24 protein-coding genes are annotated in these 24481 nt (G+C 71.9%); 20 read left to right on the forward strand and 4 right to left on the reverse strand.

Features of this window, described 5'->3' with window-relative positions; all coding sequences use genetic code 11:
* Nucleotides 1-9 precede the first annotated feature (9 nt).
* The gene (prcA, locus tag ACNKF0_RS11495; protein WP_416952239.1) at nucleotides 10-975 is read left to right on the forward strand and encodes a proteasome subunit alpha; all 966 of its coding nucleotides are present in this window, start codon (nucleotides 10-12) and stop codon (nucleotides 973-975) included.
* 26 nt (nucleotides 976-1001) lie between these two features.
* Here the strand turns inward: prcA and ACNKF0_RS11500 are convergent, their stop codons facing one another.
* Complete coding sequence (locus ACNKF0_RS11500) at nucleotides 1002-1412, reverse strand: hypothetical protein (RefSeq protein WP_416952241.1); 411 nt, start codon at nucleotides 1410-1412, stop codon at nucleotides 1002-1004.
* Nucleotides 1413-1422: 10 nt separating this feature from the next.
* Entirely contained in the window at nucleotides 1423-1977 is a 555-nt protein-coding gene (locus ACNKF0_RS11505) for a hypothetical protein (protein WP_416952243.1), read from the reverse strand.
* A gap of 103 nt (nucleotides 1978-2080) precedes the next feature.
* Between ACNKF0_RS11505 and pafA the strand changes: the two genes are divergently transcribed.
* The 12 genes from pafA to ACNKF0_RS11565 all read left to right on the forward strand — a co-directional run bounded on the left by pafA (nucleotide 2081) and on the right by ACNKF0_RS11565 (nucleotide 14287).
* Nucleotides 2081-3442 carry a Pup--protein ligase gene (gene pafA, locus ACNKF0_RS11510; RefSeq protein ID WP_299928488.1) on the forward strand — a complete coding sequence of 454 codons (1362 nt, stop codon included), beginning with the start codon at nucleotides 2081-2083 and terminating at the stop codon, nucleotides 3440-3442.
* Between the two features lie 110 nt (nucleotides 3443-3552).
* The gene (locus tag ACNKF0_RS11515) at nucleotides 3553-4512 is read left to right on the forward strand and encodes an FKBP-type peptidyl-prolyl cis-trans isomerase (protein WP_416952245.1); all 960 of its coding nucleotides are present in this window, start codon (nucleotides 3553-3555) and stop codon (nucleotides 4510-4512) included.
* Nucleotides 4513-4555: 43 nt separating this feature from the next.
* On the forward strand, nucleotides 4556-5536 hold the full coding sequence (locus tag ACNKF0_RS11520) for a helix-turn-helix transcriptional regulator (RefSeq protein WP_416952247.1): 981 nt from the start codon (nucleotides 4556-4558) through the stop codon (nucleotides 5534-5536).
* Complete coding sequence (locus ACNKF0_RS11525; protein ID WP_416952249.1) at nucleotides 5533-6528, forward strand: helix-turn-helix transcriptional regulator; 996 nt, start codon at nucleotides 5533-5535, stop codon at nucleotides 6526-6528. The genes ACNKF0_RS11520 and ACNKF0_RS11525 overlap by 4 nt, the downstream gene beginning before the upstream one ends.
* Before the next feature lie 46 nt (nucleotides 6529-6574).
* Entirely contained in the window at nucleotides 6575-6874 is a 300-nt protein-coding gene (tatA, locus tag ACNKF0_RS11530; protein WP_416958485.1) for a Sec-independent protein translocase subunit TatA, read from the forward strand.
* A 20-nt stretch (nucleotides 6875-6894) separates the two neighbouring features.
* Complete coding sequence (tatC, locus tag ACNKF0_RS11535) at nucleotides 6895-7731, forward strand: twin-arginine translocase subunit TatC (protein WP_416952251.1); 837 nt, start codon at nucleotides 6895-6897, stop codon at nucleotides 7729-7731.
* Nucleotides 7732-7789: 58 nt separating this feature from the next.
* Nucleotides 7790-8200, forward strand: coding sequence for a hypothetical protein (locus ACNKF0_RS11540; protein ID WP_416952253.1), 411 nt, complete (start codon nucleotides 7790-7792; stop codon nucleotides 8198-8200).
* 71 nt (nucleotides 8201-8271) lie between these two features.
* Nucleotides 8272-9177: a diacylglycerol kinase gene (locus ACNKF0_RS11545; protein WP_416952255.1), complete on the forward strand. Its 906-nt coding sequence runs from the start codon at nucleotides 8272-8274 to the stop codon at nucleotides 9175-9177.
* A 72-nt stretch (nucleotides 9178-9249) separates the two neighbouring features.
* Nucleotides 9250-12054, forward strand: coding sequence for a DEAD/DEAH box helicase (locus tag ACNKF0_RS11550; RefSeq protein WP_416952257.1), 2805 nt, complete (start codon nucleotides 9250-9252; stop codon nucleotides 12052-12054).
* Between the two features lie 13 nt (nucleotides 12055-12067).
* The gene (locus tag ACNKF0_RS11555; RefSeq protein WP_416952259.1) at nucleotides 12068-13018 is read left to right on the forward strand and encodes a 5'-3' exonuclease; all 951 of its coding nucleotides are present in this window, start codon (nucleotides 12068-12070) and stop codon (nucleotides 13016-13018) included.
* A 76-nt stretch (nucleotides 13019-13094) separates the two neighbouring features.
* The gene (locus ACNKF0_RS11560; RefSeq protein WP_416958487.1) at nucleotides 13095-13481 is read left to right on the forward strand and encodes an Lrp/AsnC family transcriptional regulator; all 387 of its coding nucleotides are present in this window, start codon (nucleotides 13095-13097) and stop codon (nucleotides 13479-13481) included.
* Nucleotides 13482-13627: 146 nt separating this feature from the next.
* Nucleotides 13628-14287 (forward strand): maleylpyruvate isomerase family mycothiol-dependent enzyme, encoded by a 660-nt coding sequence (locus tag ACNKF0_RS11565; protein ID WP_416952261.1) that lies wholly within the window; start codon nucleotides 13628-13630, stop codon nucleotides 14285-14287.
* Nucleotides 14288-14450: 163 nt separating this feature from the next.
* Here ACNKF0_RS11565 and ACNKF0_RS11570 read toward each other — a convergent pair whose 3' ends face one another.
* Complete coding sequence (locus ACNKF0_RS11570; protein WP_416952263.1) at nucleotides 14451-15401, reverse strand: type IV toxin-antitoxin system AbiEi family antitoxin domain-containing protein; 951 nt, start codon at nucleotides 15399-15401, stop codon at nucleotides 14451-14453.
* A gap of 240 nt (nucleotides 15402-15641) precedes the next feature.
* Entirely contained in the window at nucleotides 15642-17108 is a 1467-nt protein-coding gene (locus tag ACNKF0_RS11575; protein WP_416952265.1) for a KamA family radical SAM protein, read from the reverse strand.
* Between the two features lie 165 nt (nucleotides 17109-17273).
* Here ACNKF0_RS11575 and ACNKF0_RS11580 point away from each other — a divergent pair, with 165 nt between their 5' ends.
* The 7 genes from ACNKF0_RS11580 (at nucleotide 17274) to ACNKF0_RS11610 (ending at nucleotide 24473) form a co-directional block, all read left to right on the forward strand.
* Nucleotides 17274-18353 (forward strand): L-erythro-3,5-diaminohexanoate dehydrogenase, encoded by a 1080-nt coding sequence (locus tag ACNKF0_RS11580; protein ID WP_416952267.1) that lies wholly within the window; start codon nucleotides 17274-17276, stop codon nucleotides 18351-18353.
* A 1-nt stretch (nucleotide 18354) separates the two neighbouring features.
* Nucleotides 18355-19941: a lysine 5,6-aminomutase subunit alpha gene (locus ACNKF0_RS11585; protein ID WP_416952269.1), complete on the forward strand. Its 1587-nt coding sequence runs from the start codon at nucleotides 18355-18357 to the stop codon at nucleotides 19939-19941.
* A gap of 76 nt (nucleotides 19942-20017) precedes the next feature.
* On the forward strand, nucleotides 20018-20773 hold the full coding sequence (locus ACNKF0_RS11590; protein WP_416952271.1) for an OAM dimerization domain-containing protein: 756 nt from the start codon (nucleotides 20018-20020) through the stop codon (nucleotides 20771-20773).
* Complete coding sequence (locus tag ACNKF0_RS11595) at nucleotides 20770-21186, forward strand: hotdog domain-containing protein (protein ID WP_416952273.1); 417 nt, start codon at nucleotides 20770-20772, stop codon at nucleotides 21184-21186. The genes ACNKF0_RS11590 and ACNKF0_RS11595 overlap by 4 nt, the downstream gene beginning before the upstream one ends.
* Before the next feature lie 415 nt (nucleotides 21187-21601).
* Nucleotides 21602-23167 (forward strand): apolipoprotein N-acyltransferase, encoded by a 1566-nt coding sequence (gene lnt, locus ACNKF0_RS11600; RefSeq protein WP_416952275.1) that lies wholly within the window; start codon nucleotides 21602-21604, stop codon nucleotides 23165-23167.
* Nucleotides 23164-23916, forward strand: coding sequence for a polyprenol monophosphomannose synthase (locus tag ACNKF0_RS11605; RefSeq protein WP_416952277.1), 753 nt, complete (start codon nucleotides 23164-23166; stop codon nucleotides 23914-23916). The genes lnt and ACNKF0_RS11605 overlap by 4 nt, the downstream gene beginning before the upstream one ends.
* Complete coding sequence (locus ACNKF0_RS11610; RefSeq protein ID WP_416952279.1) at nucleotides 23913-24473, forward strand: FxsA family protein; 561 nt, start codon at nucleotides 23913-23915, stop codon at nucleotides 24471-24473. The genes ACNKF0_RS11605 and ACNKF0_RS11610 overlap by 4 nt, the downstream gene beginning before the upstream one ends.
* Nucleotides 24474-24481 lie beyond the last annotated feature (8 nt).

Here is a 24481-nt window from a genome sequence, read left to right on the forward strand (position 1 = left end):
CCAGTTCCCATGAGTATGCCGTTCTACGTCTCGCCCGAGCAGCTGATGAAGGACCGGGCCGACTTCGCCCGCAAGGGCATCGCCCGAGGTCGCTCCGTCATCGCCGTGCAGTACGCCGACGGCGTCCTGTTCGTCTCGGAGAACCCGTCCCAGGCGCTGCACAAGGTCAGCGAGATCTACGACCGCATCGCCTTCGCGGCCGTCGGTCGCTACAACGAGTTCGAGAACCTCCGCATCGCCGGCGTCCGCCTCGCCGACATGCGCGGCTACGCCTACGACCGTCGCGACGTGACCGGCCGCGGCCTGGCCAACGCCTACGCCCAGACGCTCGGCACGATCTTCTCCTCCGGCGGCGAGAAGCCCTACGAGGTCGAGATCTTCGTCGCCGAGGTCGGCGACACGCCCGAGGACGACCAGCTCTACCGGCTCACCTACGACGGCCAGGTGGCCGACGAGCACGGCTATGCCGTGATGGGGGGCGCCGCTGACGTCGTCGCGGGCCACCTCGCCGAGCACTACGTCGCCGGGTCCTCCCTCGAGGAGACGCTGCGCGTGGCGGTGGCGGCCCTGGGACACAGCGAGACCGAGGACCGGGTGATACCGGTCGGCGACCTCGAGGTCGCGGCCCTCGACCGCACCCGGACCCAGCCGCGCAAGTTCCTGCGCCTGCGCGCAGCGCGGCTCGCGGAGGTCCTCGGTGGCCGCGGCAGCGAGGAGGCCGACGCGCCCGCTCCCGAGGACGCCCTCGCCGGCTCCGGCCCGCGGCACTCCGGTCAGGACGACCCCACCGACCCCACCGACCAGGTCTCCGGCGCCACGCCGCCCCTCGAGGACCCGGTCACGGGGGAGCCGCCGGTGGCACCGCCCGTCGCACCCCCGGTCGCCCCGCCCGCGCCGGCGCCCGGTCAGGGAGAGCCGGGTCAACCTCCGACCCCCGGCACCCCGCCGCCTCCGACGGAGCCCGGCCAGGTCTGAGCGGCTGCGCGCCCGCTCCGGGGCCGTCAGGGCAGGTGGAGTCCCGGCCACTCCGCCGTGGGCTCGGTCGGGATGCCGCTGAGTCGTCGGCGGTAGCGCACCAGCGGGCCGAACTCAGCGAGGGCGGTCCACAGCCGCTGGTGTGCGGCCCAGGGGAGCGGACCCGAGGGACGCACGTTCCCGTCCGGACCGAACTCGTGCCAGGCGTCGCCGAAGCCGATCCAGGCTGGCGTCCACCCGGCGGCGTCGTCCCACGCGCCCTGACGCTGCTCCACCAGGCGCCGGCGGAGCTGGAACTCCATCCGGGCGCCGTCCACGACGACGGGCGCGGTGCGCACGGGCCACAGCCACATGTCGTCGGTCATCACCCGCAGCTCGAGGTCCTCGACGACGGCCGGCGCGGCCAGCACGGTCGCGACGAGGTGGCGGGCTCCCATGGGGGAACGCTCACCCGCGCAGCACCGGACCGTCAAGGTGGTGTCGTGCTTCGCGAGACCGGGCGTCCTGCCGGCGCTCGACCAGGCTCATCCCCAGCGAGGCACCCGCTGCGGCCACCCCCAACCACACCCGGGGACGGCGTACGCCGCGCCGGAGCAACCAGCCCTCGGCCCACCCGTCCGCCGCCTGCCCGCCCCGGCTCACCCCGGCGACGAGCGCACCGGCGGCCAGGGCGAGGGCCGTCGTCGACGCGGCCCCGAGGGGGCGCGGCCGTTCGGCCGGCTCGGCCTGCTGGTCCGCCTGGTCCTCCGGCTGGTCCTCCCCGCCGAGCTGCCCGGGGTGACGGGCCACCCAGGCCGTGCCGGCGGCGACGAGGGCACCCGTCCCGCCGTGCAGCGCCCATCGCGTCGGCCGCGACCAGCGGTGCATCGGCATCCGCGCGGTGACCACGCCGGTCACCGCCGCCGTCAGCAGGTGGAACGGCCACGACCCCACCAGCGTCGACTCGGAGCGCTGTGGGACGGCCGGAGCGGGCGGGCGTGGGGCGGCAGAGGTGTCGTCCATGCCCGCAACCTAGGCGTCCGCGCCAAGCCGGGCGCGGCTCGCCGGACACGAATTCCGGGCGCACTGCCGTACGACGCGTGGTCCGCACACCTAGTGTGGGCCCATGGACCGTCGGATCTTCGGCATCGAGAACGAGTACGGCGTCACGTGCACGTTCAAGGGGCAGCGCCGGCTCAGCCCCGACGAGGTCGCCCGCTACCTCTTCCGCAAGGTGGTCAGCTGGGGACGCTCCTCCAACGTGTTCCTCCGCAACGGTGCCCGCCTCTACCTCGATGTGGGCAGCCACCCGGAGTACGCCACCCCGGAGTGCGACGACATCGTCGACCTCGTCACGCACGACAAGGCGGGCGAGCGGATCCTCGAAGGTCTGCTGCTCGACGCCGAGGAGCGGCTGCACGAGGAGGGGATCGCCGGCGACATCTACCTGTTCAAGAACAACACCGACTCCGCCGGCAACTCCTACGGATGCCACGAGAACTACCTCGTCGGCCGGGCGGGGGAGTTCAGCCGGCTCGCCGACATCCTGATCCCCTTCCTGGTCACGCGACAGATCGTGGTCGGTGCGGGCAAGGTCGTGATGACCCCGCGCGGGGCGTCGTACAGCGTGAGCCAGCGCGCCGAGCACATCTGGGAGGGCGTCAGCAGCGCCACCACCCGGAGCCGGCCCATCATCAACACCCGCGACGAGCCGCACGCCGACGCCGAGCGGTTCCGCCGCCTCCACGTGATCGTCGGCGACTCCAACATGAGCGAGACCACGACCCTGCTCAAGGTGGCCTCCTGCGACCTCGTGCTGCGGATGATCGAGGAGGGCGTGGTGATGCGCGACCTCACGATGGAGAACCCGATCCGCGCCATCCGGGAGATCAGCCACGACCCCACCGGTCGTCGCAAGGTGCGCCTGGCCAACGGACGCGAGGCGAGCGCCCTCGAGATCCAGGGTGAGTACCTCGCGAAGGCGCGCGACTTCGTGGACCGCCGACAGATCTCCACACCGACGATCGAGCGGGCGCTCGACCTGTGGGAGCGTGGCCTCAAGGCCGTCGAGTCCGACGACCTCGGCCTCGTGGACCGGGAGATCGACTGGGTCATCAAGCTCAAGCTCATCGAGCGCTACCGCGCCAAGCACGGCCTCTCCCTCGGTGACGCCCGCATCGCCCAGCTCGACCTCGCCTACCACGACATCCACCGCGGCCGCGGGCTCTACTACCTCCTCGAGAAGCGCGGCGCCGTGGCCCGGGTCAGCAGCGACCTCAAGATCTTCGAGGCCAAGAGCGTCCCGCCGCAGAACACCCGGGCGCGCCTGCGGGGCGAGTTCATCCGCCGGGCGCAGGAGCGCCGTCGCGACTTCACCGTCGACTGGGTGCACCTCAAGCTCAACGACCAGGCGCAGCGCACCGTGCTGTGCAAGGACCCCTTCAAGGCCTACGACGAGCGCGTGCAGCGGCTCATCGACGGCATGTGACCCCGGCCACGACCGGCGCCGCCCGGTCCTCCGGCAGTGTCGCGGCGGGCGGCGTGGGTGGGCTGGATAGGGTGTCCCGGCAACGCCGACCCGATCGAACAGGTGAATCCGTGTCTCGTGTACGTTCCGCTGCCCTCAGCGGTGTCCTCTCCCTCAGCATGCTCGGACTGGCCGCCTGCGGCTCCGGGTCGAGCGACGCCGAGGAGGGCGGCGCGTCCCTCAGCTCGGTGACCATCGAGGGCGAGCAGGGATCGGAGCCGAAGGTCACCTTCGACGGCCGCCTCGACGCCTCGCAGGAGGAGACCGAGGTCCTGGTCGAGGGCGACGGCGAGGAGGTCGCCGCTGGCGACACCGTCAAGGCCAACTGGTGGATCGGCAACGGCTTCACCGAGAAGAAGGCCCAGAGCACCTGGACCAAGGACGGCGCGCCCCAGTCGCTCGAGGTCTCCGAGGAGATCCTGCCGTTCCTGCGCGACACCCTCGTCGGCAACCAGGTCGGCGACCGCGTCGTGCTGCTCACCAGCGCCGAGGACGCCTTCGGCGAGGGCGGTCGCCCCGACATCGGCATCGGCAACCGCGACGCCGTGCTCGCAGTCGTCGACATCCTCGACCGCTCGGAGACCGTGCCGCCGCTCGACGGTCCGCAGGGCGAGGAGAAGAAGCCCGCCGGCTGGGCCCCGGAGCTGATCGAGGAGGACGGCGTGATCACCGGCCTCGACTTCAGCACCGCCCACAAGCCCACCGGCAAGCTGATCGCCACCACCCTGGTGAAGGGCGACGGCGCCAAGGTGCAGTCCGGTCAGACCCTGACCGTCGACTACCTCGGCCAGGTCTACAACGCCGACGAGCCGTTCGACGAGTCCTACAGCGGGGAGCCGGCCGAGTTCCCGATCGGCGTCGGCCAGGTCATCGCGGGCTGGGACGAGCGGCTCGTGGGTCGCACCGTCGGCTCGCGGGTGATCCTGGAGATCCCGCCCGCCGAGGGCTACGGCGAGCAGGGCAACGAGCAGGCCGGCATCAAGGGCACCGACACGCTGTTCTTCGTCGTCGACATCCTCGCCGCTTCCTGAGCCGACCGGACGTCGCACGACACGAGCAGGGGAGGGGGCAGGCATGGTGCAGCCACGAGCAGAGCGGCTGATGAACCTCCACATCCTGCTGCTCGGCGCCAAGCGCTTCATCGGCAAGGACGCGATCCGCGAGGCGTGCTACCCCGAGCACGCCCGCGGACCGGCCGGCGACGAGGCGTTCGAGCGCGCCTTCGAGCGGGACAAGGACGCGCTGCGACAGATCGGCGCCGTCATCGAGGTCGGCAGCGCTGACGCCTTCTTCGACGACGAGATCGGCTACCGCATCCCGACCGAGCAGACCTCGCTCCCCGAGATCCGCTTCGAGTCCGACGAGGCGGCCGTGCTCGGCCTGGCGGCCCAGGTCTGGCAGCACGCGACCCTCGCCAAGGCGACCGGCCGCGCGCTCGCCAAGCTCAAGGGCCAGGGCGTCGAGATCGACCCCTCCCGCCTCGAGGTCGTCGCCCCGGCCATCACCGCCGACGAGCCGGCGTTCGAGCCCCTGTGGGACGCCATCGGCAAGCGCCGCCAGGTCAGCTTCCCCTACCAGCGCGCCGACGAGACGCAGCCGACCACGCGTCGGGTCCAGCCGTGGGGCCTCGCACGCTCCTCCGGGCGGTGGTACGTCGTCGGCTTCGACGTCGACCGCGGCGCCGAGCGCGTCTTCCGGCTCTCGCGCATCGTCGGCACCGTTCGCGCGACCGGCAGGTCGGGGGCGTACGACGTCCCTGCCGGCACCGACGTGCGCGAGACCGCCCGGCGGCTCTCGCCGTCGTACCCCTCCGTCCGGGCGCAGGTCCGGGTGCGGCAGGGCACCGGGGTGGGCCTGCGACGGCGTGCCGAGTCGGTGACCCCGATCGCGGACAGTCCCGGGTGGGACGCCCTGGTCGTCGAGGGGCCGGTGCACGAGCTGTCCGACGAGGTCCTGACCTACGGCGCCGACGTGGTCGTGGACGAGCCGCGGTCGCTGCGCGACGACGTGGTCGCCCGGCTCCGCGCCGTCGCAGCGACGGGGGAGGCGCCGTGACGGTCCAGACGGGGGACACCGCCCCCGACCAGGTGGCACGGCTGCTCGCGCTCGTGCCCTACCTGCTCGCCCGGGGCGAGGTGCGGCTCGAGGACGCCGCCGCCCACTTCGGCACCGACGCCGACCAGATCGAGCGCGACCTGCGTCTGCTCTTCATGACCGGCGTGTCGCCGGGGCTGCCGGGCGACCTGATCGAGGTCGACCTCGAGGCGCTCGAGGGCGACCGGATCATCCGGGTCGACAACGCCGACTACCTCGCCCGGCCCGTGCGCTTCTCACCCGCCGAGGCCACCTCGCTGGTCGTCGCGCTCCGGACGATGGTCGACACCGCGCCTGCCGAGGCCCGCGAGGTCATCGAGCGGACCCTGGCCAAGCTCGAGGAGGCCGCCGGCCAGGACGGGGAGGGTCTGCTCCGCCTGCACGTGACCCCCACGCCGCTCGAGAGCAGCGCCGTCGTCCCCGTGCTGGAGTCGGCCCTCGCCCACGGCCACCAGGTCGAGATCACCTACCACGTGCCCTCGCGCGACCAGGAGTCGCGACGGGTCGTCGACCCGCGGGGCCTCGCCCGGGTCGAGGACCTGCTCTACCTCGACGCCTGGTGCCACACCGCGGGCGGTGACCGGGCCTTCCGGGTGGACCGCATCGTGGCCGCCACCGAGCTCGACAGCCCGGTGGCCGACCCGGGCGCGCGCGCCCGCGACCTCACCGGCGGCTGGTTCACCGACGCCGAGACCACGACGGTCACCCTGCGCCTGGCGCCGCCCGCGCGGTGGGTGGTCGAGTACTACCCGGTGACCGGTCGGCGTCCCGGGCCCGACGGCACGATCGACGTCGAGCTCGAGGTGGCCAGCGAGGAGTGGGTGAAGTCCCTGCTGCTGCGCCTGGCGCCGCACGCCGAGCTGCTCGCCCCGGCGGCGTACGCCGAGGCGTTCCGGACCGCTGCCCGGGCGGCGCTCCACCTCTACGACCACGACGGCGTAGACTCCGAATGACGTCCTGAACGTGATCCACCACACCACCAATGACGGAGTGACCAAGATGATCCCGATGATCGGCATGCCGCAGGGCCTCGAGTGGCTCGTGATCCTGGCGATCGTGGTGCTGGTGTTCGGTGCCGCCAAGCTTCCCGACCTCGCCCGCAGCTCCGGCCAGGCGCTGCGCATCTTCAAGACCGAGACCAAGGGCATGCGCGACGATGACAAGGACGCCGACAAGACCCCTGAGCAGCGCGAGATCGAGGCCCGCAACCAGGCCCACGACCCCGCCCAGGGTGGCGAGGTGCGCAACGAGGCCTCGGGCGAGGTGCTGCGCGAGCGGCGCGACGACACCACCGCCTGATCGCCGGAGTCCAGAAGAGCGTGAGGATCGCCGGTCTCGTCGGCCTGTTCAAGGGGCCGTCGCCCGACGCCGTGGGCCCGGACGGCCGGATGGCGCTCGCCGACCACTTCCGTGAGTTCCGGGCGCGCCTGTTGCGCTGCCTGCTGGTGTTCTCCCTCGCCCTGGCGGTGGCGTTCGTGTTCCGGCACGCCATCTACGACGCGGTCTACGGCCCCTACCAGGACGCGCAGGAGACCCTCGCCGAAGGCACGTCGATCGCCACGACCAGCGGCGCGGGCGCGGGCCTGCTGCTCTGGTTGACCCTGTGCGGCTTCGCCGCGGCCATCGTGACCGCGCCCTACTGGCTCTACCAGATCTGGGCCTTCGTGCTGCCGGGGCTCTACGCCCAGGAGCGCAAGATGAGCCGCGTCTTCGTGGCCGTGGCCGGTCCGCTCTTCCTCACCGGCATCGTGCTGGGTTACGTCACGCTGCCGATCGCGCTGGAGGTGCTGATCGGGTTCAACCCCGACGGCGTCACCAACCTCATCGACTTCAACGACTACCTCCAGTTCTTCACCCGCACGCTATTCGTGTTCGGACTGGCCTTCAACATCCCGGTCTTCGTGGTGCTGCTCAACTTCGCCGGCGTCGTCAAGGGGTCCTCCCTCAAGGCCTACCGTCCGTGGATCGTGATCGGTACCTTCATCTTCGCCGCGATCGCGACCCCCTCGGCCGACCCCTTCACGATGACCCTGATGGCCGTGCCGATGGTGCTGCTGTTCTTCGCCTCCGAGGCGATCGCGCGGTTCAACGACAGGCGTCGCGCCCGCCGGGCCCCCAACGCCGGACTCTCGCCCGACGAGCTGTCCTCCATCTGACGTCGGCCCTGGCGTCGGCCCTCGACAGGCCACGCACCGGCTCTGACAGGGTGGACCCATGCAGGCCACCCTCACCGACATCGACCCGTTCGACCTGCCGGAGTGGCTCGGCACCGGCGACGTGGTGTGGCGCGCCGACGCCGGTCTGCAGACCGGCCACCTCGTCCGCGGCCGGCTGACCGCAGAGACGGTGCCCGACGGTTCGACCGCGTCCGAGGAGATCGTCTGCGACCTGCTGGCCGTCGACGAGGCCTACCCCGCTCCGGTCGTCGACGACGCGACCCGGCTGCGGGTGCACCAGGCATGGCGCCACGGCCAGGTCGTCATCGGAGAGCACGACTCGCGGATGGTCCTGGCCGTCCCCGGGACCCGGTTCGGACCCGAGCTGGTCCTGGAGGCGCTGTCGAGGCTCGCCCGCGCGGTGGGCGCTCGGGCCGAGCGCTACGCCGCCCTGCTGCGGCTGGGTTGACCCGCGGCCGGCACCGACGTCGCGGCGCCGTCGAACGGCGCTGCGCGGTCGGTGCCGGGGATGGTCGCGCCATGCACGACCCGGCTGTGCCCGACCGCCCCGTGCGGGGGCGCGAGATCGCCCTGCTGACCAACCCGACGGCCGGCCGCGGCCGGGGCGCGCGCCACCGCGACGCCGCCCTGACCCGGCTGCGTGAGAGCGGCTTCGTCGTACGCAACCTGCAGGGCCGTGACGCAGACGAGGCCGCCGACCTGGCCCGCGCGTGCGTCACGGACGGGGTCGAGGCCCTCGTCGTGTGCGGCGGCGACGGGCTGGTCCACCTCGGCGTGCAGGCCGTCGCCGGCACCGGCACGCCCCTCGGCCTCATCCCCAGCGGCACCGGCAACGACGTGGCCCGCTACCTCGGCATCCCGCGCACCGACCCGGTCGCGGCCGCCGACCGGATCATCGCCTCCCGGCTGCGCACGATCGACCTCGCCCGCAGCGGCGAGCGGTGGTTCGTCACCGTCCTGGCGGCGGGCTTCGACGCGATCGTCAACGAACGCGCCAACACGATGACCTGGCCCCGCGGCCAGATGCGTTACAACCTGGCCACGCTGGCCGAGCTGCGCACCTTCCGTCCGATCCCCTACGTGCTCCAGCTCGACGACGAGACGATGGAGCGCGAGGCGATGCTCGTCGCCGTTGGCAACGGCCCGTCGTTCGGCGGCGGCCTGCGGATCACCGAGGGCGCGCTCCTCGACGACGGCCTGCTCGACGTCGTGGTGATCACCCGGATGAGCAAGTCCAAGCTGGTCCGCTCCTACCCGCGGTTGTTCACCGGCCGCATCGACGGTGTGGCGGAGTACGTCCACCGTCGGGTCCGCACCGTGACCGTCGCGGCGCCCGGCATCGTGTCGTACGCCGACGGTGAACGATTCGGACCCCTGCCCCTGACCATCGAGTGCGTCCCCGGCGCCCTCGACGTGATTGCATGAGGACCTGATGAGCACCCCACGACGTTCTTCTCCTCCGCTCCGCTCCTCCGAACAACGCCGCAGGGACCCCGCATGAGCACCCCCGACGACCAGCCCACGCCCGCCGAGCGCTACGCGGCCTTCCAGCGCGAGAAGCCCTACCCGATGCTCAAGGACTTCGAGGGCCTCTACGGCTTCGAGCTCGACGACTTCCAGCTGCGCGCGTGCCGCGAGATCGAGGACGGCCGCGGCGTGCTGGTCGCGGCCCCGACGGGTTCGGGCAAGACCGTCGTCGGCGAGTTCGCCATCCACCTCGCCCTGCAGACCGGGCGCAAGGCGTTCTACACCACGCCGATCAAGGCGCTGTCCAACCAGAAGTACCACGACCTGGTGAAGCGCTACGGCGCCGACAACGTCGGCCTGCTGACCGGCGACAACGTCGTCAACGGCGAGGCACCCGTGGTCGTGATGACCACCGAGGTCCTGCGCAACATGCTCTACGCCGGCTCGCGCACGCTGCTCGGCCTCGGCTTCGTGGTGATGGACGAGGTGCACTACCTCGCCGACCGGATGCGTGGCGCGGTGTGGGAGGAGGTCATCATCCACCTCCCGGAGTCCGTGACGCTCGTGTCCCTGTCCGCGACGGTCTCCAACGCCGAGGAGTTCGGCGAGTGGCTGGCCACCGTCCGGGGCGAGACCACCACGATCCTCGAGGAGAAGCGCCCCGTACCACTGTTCCAGCACGTCATGGTCGGGCGCCGCCTGCTCGACCTGTTCGCCTCCTCCGACGTCGACGCCAGCGCGGGCTTCGTCAAGGAGGGCGCGCCGGTCAACGACGAGCTGACCCGCATCGCCCGCGACGACTGGGCCAGCTCGCGGCTGATGCGCGACCGGCGCTCGCCGCGCAAGGGCAAGCCCGGGTCGTCGAAGAACCCCCGCGCCGTCGGCAACGGCCGGCGCGTGTGGATCCCGAGCCGCGTCGACGTCGTGGAGCGGCTCGACCGCGAGGGCCTGCTGCCGGCGATCGTGTTCATCTTCAGCCGGGCCGGCTGCGACGCCGCGGTCACCCAGCTCGTCCAGGCCAACACCCGCCTGACGACCGCTGCGGAGCGCGACGAGATCTTCGCGCGGGTCGAGGAGGCCTCCCGCACGCTGCCCGAGGAGGACCTGCACGTCCTGGGCTACCACGAGTTCCTCGACGGCCTCACCCGCGGCGTCGCCGCGCACCACGCCGGGCTGCTGCCGGCGTTCAAGCAGGTGGTGGAGGAGTTGTTCCAGGAGGGCCTGGTCAAGGTCGTCTTCGCGACCGAGACGCTGGCCCTCGGCATCAACATGCCGGCCCGCACCGTCGTGATCGAGAAGCTGTCGAAGTGGAACGGCGAGACCCACGCCGACCTGACCCCGGGGGAGTACACCCAGCTCACCGGGCGGGCCGGTCGGCGCGGTCTCGACATCGAGGGCCACGGCGTCGTGCTCTACCAGCCCGGGATGAACCCGCGCGAGGTCGCCGGCCTCGCCTCCACCCGCACCTACCCGCTCCGCTCGTCGTTCCGGCCCTCCTACAACATGGCCGTCAACCTGGTCCACCAGTTCGGTCGCGCCACCTCGCGCGAGCTGCTCGAGCAGTCCTTCGCCCAGTTCCAGGCCGACAAGGCCGTCGTCGGGCTGGCCCGACAGGTGCACAAGGCCGAGGAGGCCCTCGAGGGCTACCGCGAGGCCGCGACGTGCCACGTCGGCGACTTCATGGAGTACGCCGGCCTCCGGCGCCGGATCTCCGACCTCGAGAAGGGTGCCGCGCGCGAGCGCCGGCACGACCGGCGCGAGGAGGCGATGCGGTCGCTCGGCAAGCTCCGACCGGGCGACGTGATCCACGTACCGGCGGGCAAGTTCAGTGGCCTCGCGGTCGTGATCGACCCGGGCCACTCCGGCGACGAGCCGCGCCCCTACGTCCTGACCGCCGACCGGCAGGCCCGGCGCCTCGCCCCGATGGACTTCCCGACCCCCGTGGAGGCCGTCGGCCGGCTGCGGATCCCGAAGTCGTTCAACGGGCGCAACCCCGCGATGCGCCGAGACCTCGCGACCGCGCTGCGCGCCAAGGCCCACGGGCTCGACGCCCCCGGCGAACGGCGTACGAAGCAGCGCGACTCCTTCAGCGACACCCCCACCGACCGCGAGATCGGGCGTCTGCGCGCCGACCTCAAGGCACACCCCTGCCACCAGTGCCCCGAGCGCGAGGACCACGCCCGGTGGGCCGAGCGCTACTTCAAGCTCGAGCGCGACACCGAGACCCTCAAGCGGCGGGTGGACAACCGCACCAACACCGTCGCGCGCACCTTCGACCGCGTCTGCGACGTGCTGACCGCGCTCGGCTACCTCGAGGGCGACTCGGTCACCGAGAAGGGCTCCCACCTGCGGCGGATCTACACCGACATGGACCTCGTCGCCGCCGAGGCGATCCGGGCCGGCCTGTTCGACGGCCTCGCGCCGTCCGAGCTCGCCGCCGTGCTCTCCGCGCTGGTGTTCGAGGCCCGACGCGCCGACGACGCCTCGTCGCCCAAGATGCCCGGCGGACAGGTGCGACCCGTGCTCGCCGAGCTCGTACGTCTGTGGGGCCAGCTCGACGCGCTCGAGCGCGACCACCGCCTCGACTTCCTCCGCGAGCCCGACATGGGCTTCGCCTGGGCCGCATGGCGCTGGGCCGAGGGCGACGACCTCGACGACGTGCTCATGGTGACCGGGCTCTCGGCCGGCGACTTCGTGCGCTGGATGAAGCAGCTGCTCGACCTGTGCGGCCAGGTGGCCGACGCGGCGGGGGAGCGGGACCTGCGCGACACGGCGCGGGCGACCGCCCGGCTGCTCAAGCGCGGCGTGATCGCCTACAGCGTCCTCGCCGAGTGAGAGGCTGACCCCCATGACTGCCGAGCCCGCCGACACCGGCCAGCGCCTCCTGCTGCTCGACACCGCCTCGCTCTACTTCCGGGCGTTCTTCGGCGTGCCCGACTCCGTGAAGGCGCCCGACGGCACCCCGGTGAACGCCGTGCGGGGCCTGATGGACTTCATCAGCCGGCTGGTGGGGGAGTACGACCCGACGCACCTGGCGTGCTGCTGGGACGACGACTGGCGACCGCAGTGGCGCGTCGACCTGCTCCCGTCCTACAAGGCCCACCGGGTGGTGCGTGAGGTCCCGGGCCCCCGTCCCGACGTCGAGGAGGTGCCGGACCCGCTGGAGACGCAGGTCCCGATCATCCAGTCGGTGCTGGAGGCCTACGGCATCCCCGTCGTCGGCCACGCCGAGATGGAGGCCGACGACGTGATCGGCACCCTCGCCACGGGTGCCGGCATGCCGGTCGACATCGTCACCGGCGACCGCGACCTGTTCCAGCTCGTCGACGACGACGCCGAGGTCCGCGTGCTCTACGTCGCCCGCGGCGTCAGCAAGCACGAGCGCGTCGACAACGCCTGGGTGCGGGGCAAGTACGGCGTCGACGCCCACCAGTACGCCGACCTCGCCACGCTGCGCGGCGACGCCTCCGACGGGCTCCCGGGCGTGGCCGGGGTTGGCGACAAGACCGCGGCGACGCTGCTCGAGCGATTCGGCACCATCGACGCGATCATCACCGCAGCGGGCGACCCCGACTCCGACATGGGTCCAGGACCGCGCGGCAAGATCAAGGCCGCCGCCGACTACCTGGCCGTCGCACCCCGCGTGGTCGCCGTACGCCGCGACCTCGACCTCGGCGGGCGCGACCTGAGTCGTCCGCGCACGCCTGCCGACCACGAGGCCGTCGTCGCCCTCGACGCGAAGTGGGGCCTCGGCTCGTCTGCCGTGCGCCTGGTGGAGGCGCTGTCCGGCTCCCACTAGGGTGTCGCGCGTGAGCTCCTCCGAGGTCGAGTCCAAGGACCGGCAGATCCTCGCGCTGCTGGCCGCCGACGGACGCATGTCGTTCACCGACCTGGGCAAGGCGACGGACCTGTCGACGTCCGCGGTGCACCAGCGGGTCAAGCGGCTCGAGCAGCGTGGGTTGATCACGGGCTACGGCGCCACCGTCGACCACGACCAGCTCGGTCGACCGCTGACCGCCTTCATCTCCATCACGCCGATCGACCCGTCGCAGCCCGACGACTACCCCGACCGGCTGCGGGGCATCGCGGAGATCGAGTCGTGCTGGTCGGTGGCCGGCGAGGAGTCCTACATCCTCAAGATCCGCGTGGCGACGCCCCTCGCGCTCGAGGAGCTCCTCGCCCGGATCCGCGGTGCGGCCAGCGTCTCCACACGCACCACGATCGTCCTCTCGACGCCCTTCGAGAACCGCCCGGTCGACTGACCCGGCAGTCCGACGCGGCGCACGAGCGGGTCGGCACCCGGGGATCGCACCGCCCGAGGTCTTGACCCGCGCTCGCGACAGGCGTACTGGTGAGGCATGGCGTATCGCCCCGCCGGGATGCTCGGCGCGCTCCGCGGGGGCGCGTCGTGAAGGGCTCCGCGACGGCGCCCGAGCTGACGCGGGCGCACCGCCAGGGCTTCATCGAGACCCTGAAGAGTCTCGACCCGGAGCAGTGGTGGGCCCCGTCCCTGTGCTCGCAGTGGCGGGTCATCGACGTCGCCGCGCACCTCGCGTGGGCGCCCGTGATGGGTGCGGGCGCCGGAGCGGCGGCCATGGTCCGGCACGGCTTCTCGATGAACCGGATGATCGCCCGCTCGGCGGTGGCCTGGTCCGAGCGCGGGCGGGACGCGATCCTCGCGCAGCTGCGTGAGAACGCCCGCACCGGTGCGACGCCGATCGGCATGCCTCCGGTCGCCGCGCTCGCGGACGCCGTCGTGCACGGGCTCGACGTACGCCGCCCGCTGGGCCTGCCCGGTGCGGTGCCGGTCGAGGCGCTCGCCCCGCTCGCCGACTTCACCCTCGGCACGCCGTGGCCGTTGAACGCCGTCGTCGGGGGCAGCGCGCGACGCCGGGTGGCCGGCGTACGACTCGTGGCGACCGACACCGACTGGACCCACGGCACCGGACCCGACGTGCTGGCGTCCGCCGAGGTGCTGCTGCTCCTCCTCTACGGCCGCCCCGTCACCCCCGCCGACCTCTCCGGGCCGGGGGTGGACACGCTCGTGCCCCGCCTCGGCCGCGGCTGACCCGGGAACCGCTTCACCCCGCCCGCAGGAGTGCCTGACATGTTCGGGAATCCCCGGGCGGCCGGCTCTTCCTGCAGGTGTCAGGCCGTGCACGGGCCGACAAGTTCAGGTGAGTCGGGCGCAAGTCCGTGTCAGCCGGACGGATCGGTTGCCGCGACTACGGTCAGGCCGCAGCAGGCGCGAAGAGCGCGCGGATCCGAGCTGCGACCTCAGCGGGTCGATAGAGGTCGGCCCACGTGATCCGGATGCAGCGCCACCCGGTGACTTCGCAGATGAGCGACTCACGCTGCTTCTCGCGGAGCACGCAATCAAGCACGGACTCGCCCTCACGGCGCCGGCTCTCGTACTTCACCCTGCCGTCGAACTCGAGGAAGACGCGCAGTTCGGGCCACGCCAGGTCGACGCGCGCTATCTCGACGCCGAGAGCGTTGAGGATGGGGAAGTTGGGAACCGGTGCCGGCAGGTGCTGGCTCCAGCAGAGGAAACGCGCCCGGGTCTCGCCGACCGACTCGCTTCGGCCATCGGCCAACCGCAGGACCAGGTCGGTCGCCAGCGTGCGCGGCCAGCGCATCATGGCCGCGTAGCGCTGTTGAAGGTCCTCGATCGTGGTGTGGCCCTCGTGGAGGAGGAAGTCGATCTCCACGAGCGCATGCTCCACGTCGAGCAACGTCGTCAGCTCGAGCGCAGTGCGCGTCGCCGACATCAGGTGAAGGCCGTCCTCCTGGACCGCCACGTCACCCTCGGCGATGACACCTCGATGCTGGACGATTCCGGACTCGGCTCGCCCAGCACGCGCGTCGACCCGGGTCAGGTGAACGCGCGTCAGGTCGCACTCCCACAGCGGGCAGCCGTACTCGTTCGCGGAGCTGAGATGGCTGACGACGACCTCGGTGCGGGCCTGGAGAACGGCAGCGCGGCACAGCGCGGCGTACCGCTGGCTCTCGCTCATCGCGGCCCACTGGGCGCCGAGCACATAGGCCCCGCGGCGTACGCGCACCCAGTCACCTGCCTTCACCAGCATCGCGATTGCGTGGTCGTGGTAGCCGAGCGCGACGGCCTCTTTGCGGGTGAACACGCCATTGGCGTCGACGAGGGCACGAAGTCGGGCTTCCATGACGCGAGAGCCTGCTGGTGACCTCCCACACCGCGCTGACCGTCGGGCGCTTGCGTGTGGAGAAGGGGCGGCGCGGGCCCTCTGTGGACGGCGAGCGGTCAGGTTCGGCAAGCCGCCGCCGTCAGTTCCTGAACCTGTCAGGCCGTGCAAGGGCCGACATCTTCAGGAATCCCCGGGCGGCCGGGGATTCCTGAAGATGTTAGGTAGTTCTCGCGCTGCGCGCAGAAGCTGGAGGGCGGGTCAGTAGGCCTGGAGGGCGGCGGTACGGCGGGACGCCTCGGCCATCTCGGCAGCCTTGAGCGAGGCCTCGTCGAGGCGACCGTGCTGCTCCCACCACTGCTGACCGGACTCGGGGAGGGTGTGGATCGGGTCGTAGTACTCGTAGTAGCGGGAGAGGGCCTCGACGTCGTCGGCCTCGATGGACGTGCGGTAGTTCTTCGTCCAGTAGGAGATGCCGTGCTCGGTGTCGTAGTCGGCGTTCTGGTGCACCCAGCGCTTGCCGACGAAGGGCACGTCGCACACGATGCGCGGCGTCGCGAAGCCCGGCAGGTAGCCCATGATGTGGTGCTGGAGGCGCTGCGCGTCGGCGAGCGAGACCCGCCAGTGCTCCGAGAACGGGATCATGTCGCACATGTAGAAGTAGTAGGGCATGATCTGCGCGCCGTCGAGCAGGCGGAAGCACAGGTCGAGAAGGGCGTGCGGGTCGGCGTTGACGCCGTTGAGCAGCACCCCCTGGTTGCGTACGTCGCGCAGGCCGGCGTCGAGCATCGCCCGGGTCGCCTCGGCGACGATCGGTGTCACGGAGTTCGCGTGGTTCGCGTGGGTGTGCATCGCCAGCGAGACGCCGCGAGAGCGGGCGAGCTGGGCGACGCGACCGACGCCCTCGACCACGTCGGGCTGCAGCCAGTGCTGCGGCAGGCCGATGAGGGCCTTGGTGGCGAGCCGGATGTCGCGGATGTTCTCGACCTCCAGCACGGAGGTGAGGAACGCCTCGAGGCGGGGCCACGGCATGTTGGCGACGTCGCCGCCGGAGACCACGACGTCGCGCACCGACGGCGTACGCCGGAGGTAGTCGAGCATGTCGCCGAGGCGGTCGTTGGGCTTGCCGGCGAACTTCAGCTTCTCGATGACCGGGGTGGAGTTGCCGACGAGGTCCATGCGGGTGCAGTGGCCGCAGTACTGCGGGCACGTCGGGAGCAGCTCGGCGAGCACCTTGGTCGGGTAGCGGTGGGTGAGCCCCTCGGTCGCCCACATGTCGTGCTCGTGGAGCGAGTCGCGCGCGGCGTGGGGGTGGGAGGGCCAGTCGGTGCGGCGGTCGCTGAAGACCGGCAGCATGTAGTGGCGCACCGGGTCGGTGTAGAACGCCTCGGTCAGCGAGCCCGGGCCCGCCGGCGACACGTGCGGCACCATCGTGTTCATCATCTGCGGCGGCACGAGCATCGACATCGTGGCCCGCTCGGCCTGGTCGCGCTCGAGGTCGGCGTAGAACCGCTCGTCGAGCAGGTCGCCCATCAGCTCGCGCAGCTGCTTGAGGTTCTTGATGCAGTGGGCGCGCTGCCACTGCACCGAGGCCCAGTCCGCGGCGCTCACGTCGGCCCAGCCCGGGAACCGGGTCCAGTCGGGCTCGACGAGCTCGACCCGCTGGTAGGGGTAGGGCTGGCCGGTGGCGAGTGCCCCTTCCAGCGCGGTGGCGGTCTCGATGCTCATGCGATCTCCTAGCAGTGGCCCGGGCACACCCGGGTCAGGACTGACGGCGCGCCGGTTGTGTGTGCGGCGACACATCTGGGAGAGTACGTGGAGAACGTGCGGCCAGTCCAATGCCACGCCGCAAGATTTCCGGTTCTGGATGCAAAACCTAGAAGGATGCACTGCATGAACACCTCCTCGGACATCCGGTCGGACGTCCGCACCAGCGACCCGACCGGCCTGCACCGCGTCCTCGACGACCGCGCGGTGCTGCCGCAGGCCGCCCAGCGCCTCGACACCCGCGCGGAGCTGTGGCCCGACGAGGTGCGGATCCGCGTCGAGCGGCTCAACCTCGACGCCGCGTCGTTCCGCCAGCTCGAGCGCAAGCACACCAAGTACGGCGAGCGGCACCCCGACGCCGTACGCGCGGAGGTGCTCGACATCGTCGCCACCCGGGGCAAGATGCAGAACCCCGAGACCGGCTCCGGCGGGATGCTCGTCGGCACCGTCGAGGAGGTCGGCCCCGAGTCGCCTCTCGGCCTGACCGTGGGGGACCGCGTCGCGACGCTCGTCAGCCTGACCCTGACCCCGCTCGTCATCGAGGACGGCCTGGCGCGCTGGGACGGTGACAGCGAGCAGGTGCCGTGCGACGGCTACGCCGTGCTCTTCGGCCGCTCCATCGCAGCCGTCATCCCCGACGACCTCGACCCGGCCCTCTCGCTGAGCGTGATGGACGTCTGCGGCGCCCCGGCGCTCACGGCCCGCGTCGTGGAGGAGTACGTCGCCCGCGGGCACGCCCCGACCGTCGCCGTGATCGGCGGAGCCGGGAAGTCCGGCTCCCTCAGCCTGGCCGCGGCCCGGCAGGCAGGTGCCGCACGCACGATCGGGATCGTTCCCCGCCAGGACGAGCACGACCTGCTCGACGACGCGGGTCTCGCCGACGCGGTGGCGATCGCCGACGCCCGCGACCCGATCGCGCTGCGCGACGCCGTCACCACCGCCGGCGGCCCCGCAGACGTCACCGTGGTGTGCGTCGACGTCCCGGGGTGCGAGGGCGGGGCGATCCTCGCCACCGCCGAGGGCGGCACCGTGATCTTCTTCTCCATGGCCACCAGCTTCAGCGCCGCCGCGCTCGGCGCGGAGGGCCTGGCCGCCGACGTGCGGATGCTCGTCGGCAACGGCTACGTCCCCGGCCACGCCGCCTACGCGATGGAGCTGCTGCGCGGCGACGCCGGCGTCCGCGCCCTCTTCGAGCGGAGGCACTGACATGGCCCGCACGACCAGCTCCCTCGGCATCGACCGCGCCGACGTACGCCGTGCGCGCACGTTGGCCCGCCAGGTCGGCAAGCCGATCGTCGACCTCGCCCAGCACCACACCACCGTCAGCGTCGAGCGGGCCACGCTGCGCCTCGCCGGCCTCGGCGGGGCCGACCCCGACGGCACGCCGTGGGTGAACCGGCTCGCCGACGTCGTACGCGCCGACGTCGGTCTCGAGCACGGCGTCAGCCTGCCGGTGTGGGACGCCCTCGCCCGCGGTGAAGGTGACGACCTGCTCACCCTCGCGCAGAAGGCAGCGGCCGGCTCGATCACCTTCCGGGTGCCCGAGGGCAGGGACGCGAAGCGTGCGAGCGCTGCCGCCCGCAAGGCCGTCGGCGCCGGCATCAAGCAGATCGACCGCCAGCGCGTCGCTCGCGAGAAGATGATCGCCAAGGTCGGGGACGCCCCCAGCAAGCCGTGGATCTACCTCATCGTCGCCACGGGCGACATCCACGAGGACATCCCGCAGGCGCAGGCCGCCGCCCGCGAGGGCGCCGACGTCATCGCCGTCATTCGTTCGACCGGCCAGTCGTTGCTCGACTTCGTGCCCGAGGGTGCGACCCGCGAGGGCTTCGCAGGCACCTACGCCACCCAGGAGAACTTCCGCCTGATGCGCGCCGCCCTCGACGAGACGTCGAGGGAGCTCGGCCGCTACGTCCGGCTCACCAACTACGCCTCCGGCCTCTGCATGCCGGAGATCGCAGCGCTCGCCGGACTCGAGCGGCTCGACATGATGCTCAACGACTCGATGTACGGCATCCTCTTCCGCGACATCAACCCGATCCGCACCTTCGTGGACCAGCGCTTCAGCCGCCAGGTCCACGCCCGCGCAGGCATCATCATCAACACCGGCGAGGACAACTACCTCACCACCGCCGACGCGATCGAGGCCGCGCACACCGTCACCACCAGCCAGCTCCTCAACGAGTACTTCGCCAAGGAGGCCGGGCTCGAGGACTGGCAGCTCGGCCTGGGCCACGCCTTCGAGATCGACCCCGAGGTGCCCGACTCGTTCCGCCTCGAGCTGGCGCACGCGATGCTGGCGCGCGAGCTCTTCCCCGACGCGCCGCTCAAGTGGATGCCGCCGACGCGCCACATGACCGGCGACATCTTCAAGGGCTACCTCCTCGACGGCTTCTTCAACCTGGTCGGCGCCCTCACCGGTCAGGGCATCCTGCTGGTCGGCATGATGACCGAGGCGGTCGTGACGCCGTGGATCTCCGACCGGGACCTGGCCCTGCAGAACGTCCGCTACGTCATGAACGCCGCCGGCAAGCTCCACGAGGACTTCCGCCCCGCGCCCGACGGCTTCATCGCCGGCCGCGCCCGCGAGGTGCTCGGCGAGGCGATCGGCCTGCTCGAGGAGATCAAGGCCGACCGCAGCGTCCCCGGTGAGCCGCCGCTGCTCTCCGCCATCGCCGACGGCACCTTCGGCCTGATGAAGCGTCCCGCCGACAAGGGCAAGGGGCTCGAGGGCGTGGCCCGCAAGGCGGCCGACTACTACAACCCCGCGACCGAGATCCTGGAGGAGAAGTGAGCGAGCGCAGCGAGCTCACCAGTCAGCACAGCGCCCCACGTGCCTCGTGGGCGCACGGAGCGAAGCGAGTACGCACATGAGCCTGATCCGCCCGTACGGCGACACCACCGGCGACGGCATGGTGCAGCTGTCCTTCACCCTCCCGATCGAGCACTCCAAGGTCGCCGAGGGCGCCGCGGTGCAGCTCGCGAACAAGATGGGCATGGACCCGGCCCTCGTCGTGCACGCGAAGCCGATGGGGGAGGGGTTCACGTTCTTCGTCGTCTACGGCCGGGTCAACCACCTCGTCGACCCCAGCACGGTCGAGGTCGTCGAGCGCGACTACCCGCTGCTGACGCCGAAGGAGGCCAACGCGGCGATCAAGCGGTCGATGCGGCGGCGACTGGTCGTCGTGGGCGGCTGCATCGGCACCGACGCCCACACCGTCGGCATCGACGCGATCCTCAACATCAAGGGGTTCGCGGGGGAGAAGGGGCTGGAGTACTACCGCGAGCTCAAGGTGGTCAACCTCGGCGCCCAGGTCTCGGTGCCGCAGCTCGTCGAGGCGGCCCGTGAGGAGAAGGCCGACGCCGTCCTCGTCTCGCAGGTCGTCACCCAGCGCGACGCCCACCTGCTCAACACCCGCGAGATGTCCGCGGCCTTCCGCGAGGCCTACCCGGCCGCCAGGCGCCCGCTCCTGGTCGTCGGCGGCCCCCGCTTCGACGAGACGATGGCCGACGAGCTCGGTGTCGACCGCGTCTTCAGCAGGGGTACGACGCCGGGCGAGGTCGCGTCCTTCATCGTCCACCGGCTCACCGGCCCCCGTCCGAGCGCCGAGGAGATCGCGTCATGAGCACCCCGATGAGTGACAGCAGCCGGGTCGGCACGGTGGTGACCCACCGCCGCTACGTCCCCTACTCCCACGCCCACTACGCCGGCAACCTCGTCGACGGGGCCTACAGCCTCGGCCTGTTCGGCGACGTCGCCACCGAGATGTGCATCGTGCTCGACGGCGACGAAGGGCTCTTCGCCTCCTACTCCGACGTGCAGTTCCGGGCCCCCGTCCGCGCCGGTGACGTCCTCGAGATCACCGCGACGCTGGTCAAGGAGGGCACCCGCAGCCGGGTGATGGACTTCGCCGTGAACGTCGTCGGGCGAGGCGCTCCGAGCGACGAGGCGCCCGGCCGCGCCGAGGTGCTGGACCCGCCGGTCGTGGCCACGACCGCCACGGGCACGGTCGTCGTACCTCCCGCGCCGCGCGGCTGATACCCGCCACCTCGGCGTGTCATGCGTCGACACGCCGAGCGACGCGAGATTTGTCCGGGGAGTTTCGTCCGGGGTGCATGCCGTTGACCTGCGACAACGTGCGTCGTCGCAGGTCAGGGACGTGTTGACACCGGTCTCGCGGGGAGGGAGGGTTCCCGGGTCCGCCTGTGCAGCTCGCGGGTGGCGCCTTCGGCAGAGCGGAGACGAACGTGGGGCACGCGGAGCCAGCGGTGCCCACCGTCCGTCGACCGGTCGACGGTGCCCCGCGGGGGCTGGATGCGGGAGGGACCCCGGGGCCGTAGACAACTCCGCGTGCTCGTCAGCCAGACGGGTGCGCGTTGGTCCGAAGCCCCCCGGTTCCTCCCGCACCGCTGCAGGCGCTCCGCCGTGCCGACCCGTCGGCTACGGTCTGTGCGTGCCGCTCCGCTGCCTCCTCGCCCTCGTCGGCGGCCTCGTGCTGGCAGCCGCTTTCGAGCCGGTCGGCCACTCCTGGGTGATGCCTCCCGCGATCGCGGCCCTCGTGCTGTCCGTGCGTGGGCTCGAGCCGCGTCGTGCGTGGCTGCCCAGCCTCCTCTTCGGGGTGGCGTTCGTCTACGCGGTGATGGTCTGGATGCGCGCGGTCGGCACCGACGCCTGGCTGGCGATGTGCGCCATGGAGGCGGCCTTCTTCGTCCCGCTCGGCATCGGGATCTCGTGGAGCATGCGGTCGCGCGCGTGGCCCGTCCTCGCCGCGCTGTGGTGGGTCGGCATCGAGACCCTGCGCAGCGGCTTCCCCTTCAGCGGCATGCCGTTCGGCCGGCTCGTGTTCGCCACCGCCGACACCCCGTGGGCCGACGCCCTGCCGTGGATCGGCATGACGGGCGTCAGCTTCCTGGTGGCCCTCACCGGTACGACGCTCGCGTGGGTGCTGCTGCAGCTGCGCTCGCCGGCCCGTGCGACGTACGCCGTCGTGGCGGGGCTGGCCGTCGTCACCCTCGCGCCCGCGCTGGTGCCGTTCCCGCTCGAGCGCAGCGGCACGGCCACGGTCGCGGCGGTGCAGGGAGACGTCCCGGGCACCGGGCTCAACGTGCCCGCAGTGCACCGTGAGGTGACGGCCGACCACGTGCGGCTGACCGAGGAGCTCGCCGACGCGGTGGCAGCGGGGGAGCAGCCACGGCCCGACTTCGTGGTGTGGCCGGAGAACTCGACCGCGGTCGACCCCTTCCTCGACACCGAGGTCCACGCCGGCATCGTCGCGGCGTCCGACGCCATCGGGGTCCCGATCCTGGTCGGCGGCACCAACAGCAACCCGCTCGACGACACCCAGGTGCTCAACCAGGGGATCGTCTTCCAGCCCGGCCTCGGCAGCGGCGACCGCTACACCAAGCGGCACCCGGTGCCCTACGGCGAGTACATCCCCTTCCGCGGCAGCAGCTGGATGCCGTCCACCTACGGCAGGCTCACCGAGGTGCCGCGCGACATGGTCCGCGGCACCAGCCTGGAGCCGATCCGGATCGGCGACCTGCTCGTCGCCGACGCGATCTGCTTCGACGTCGCCTACGACGAGGGGATCGCCGGCCAGGTGGCCCGCGGCGCCGAGCTCGTCACGGTGCAGACGAGCAACGCGATGTTCAGCCGCACCGGCCAGCTCGCCCAGCAGTTCGAGATCAGCCGCCTGCGGGCCCAGGAGACCGGCCGGTGGGTGGTGGTGGCCGCGATCAACGGGATCTCCGGCGTCGTACGACCTGACGGCACGGTGGTCGCGTCGGTCCCCGCACGCGGGCAGGAGGTGCTGGTGGAGAGCGTCGGTCTCAGCTCCAGCCAGACCCTCGCCGTCCGTCTCGGCGTCTGGCCCGGACGACTCGCACTGATCTTCCTCGTCGTGCACACGGCGGTCGTGCTCATCACCTATCGTCGTCGCCGGCGGCGCGACCGCGCCGCCGATGACGACCTGCAGCCGCCCCGGCCGCTGCAGCCCCTGGAGCGAGGTACGCCCGCGTGAGTGTCGACGGTCTCGGCCGGTGCGTGATGGTCATCCCGACCTACGACGAGGCCGACAACCTCGAGTGGATCGTGGGGCGGTTGCGCGCCGCCCAGCCGGGCGTGGACGTGCTGGTCGTCGACGACAACAGCCCGGACGGCACCGGTGACATCGCCGACAAGATCGCCGCCGCCGATCCCGCCGTCACCGTCGTGCACCGCACGGAGAAGGCCGGGCTGGGCGCTGCCTACCTCCACGGCTTCGACGTCGCGCTCCGATCGGGATACGACGTCATCGGCGAGATGGACGCCGACGGGTCGCACCAGCCCGAGCAGCTCCAGCGGCTCCTCGACGCGCTCCACACGGCCGACCTCGTCATCGGCTCGCGCTACGTCCCCGGCGGCTCGGTGGTCAACTGGCCCCTGCAGCGGCTCCTGCTCTCGCGGGGCGGCAACCTCTACGTCCGTCTGCTGCTCGGCATCCGGGTCAAGGACGCCACCGCCGGCTACCGCCTGTTCCGGCGCACGACCCTGGAGGCGATCGACCTTGGCTCGGTGAGGTCTACTGGATACGTGTTCCAGACCGATCTCGCCTACCGCACGCTCAGCCGCGGGCTCCGCCTGACCGAGGTCCCGATCGAGTTCGTCGAGCGCGAGCGGGGCGACTCCAAGATGAGCGGCCAGGTCGCGACCGAGTCGCTGCGGAAGATCACCCGCTGGGGGCTCTCGGAGCGACGGCGGCGACTGCGGGGGAGCAGGGGCCGGTCATGACGACGCCGACCCCGGCCGCGGGACAGCGCCGTCGGCGCCGGTGGGTGCGCCCGGTCCTCGCGGCCGCCTTCGTCGTGGTGCCGCTGGTCGAGATCTGGGCCATCCTGCAGGTCGGCCAGCTCGTGGGCCCCTGGTGGACGATCGTGCTGCTCGTGCTCGACAGCCTGCTCGGGGCGTGGCTGATCAAGCGCGAGGGTGGCCGCGCCTGGACCGCGCTGCGCGAGGCACTGCAGCTCGGTCGGATGCCGGCCCGCGAGATCGCCGACGGCGCGCTGATCCTCATCGGCGGCACGTTGATGCTCAGCCCGGGATTCGTGCTCGACATCGCGGGCATCGTGCTGATCCTGCCGTTCACCCGGCCCCTCGCGCGCCGGCTGCTCACCCGGGTGGTCGAGCGGCGACTGGTGGTCGCGCCCGGCCTCGGCGGCCCGTTCGGCCCTCCCGGCTTCGGGAGCGGTTTCGGCACCGGCTTCGGTCCGGGCCCCGGACCCCGGGACGACGAACGCCCCGGACCTGGGCCCGGAGGCCCGGTGGTCCGGGGCGACGTCGTCGAGTGAAGCGACAG

This window comes from Nocardioides sp. T5 (assembly GCF_048161455.1).
In the GTDB taxonomy this organism is placed as follows: Bacteria; Actinomycetota; Actinomycetes; order Propionibacteriales; family Nocardioidaceae; genus Nocardioides.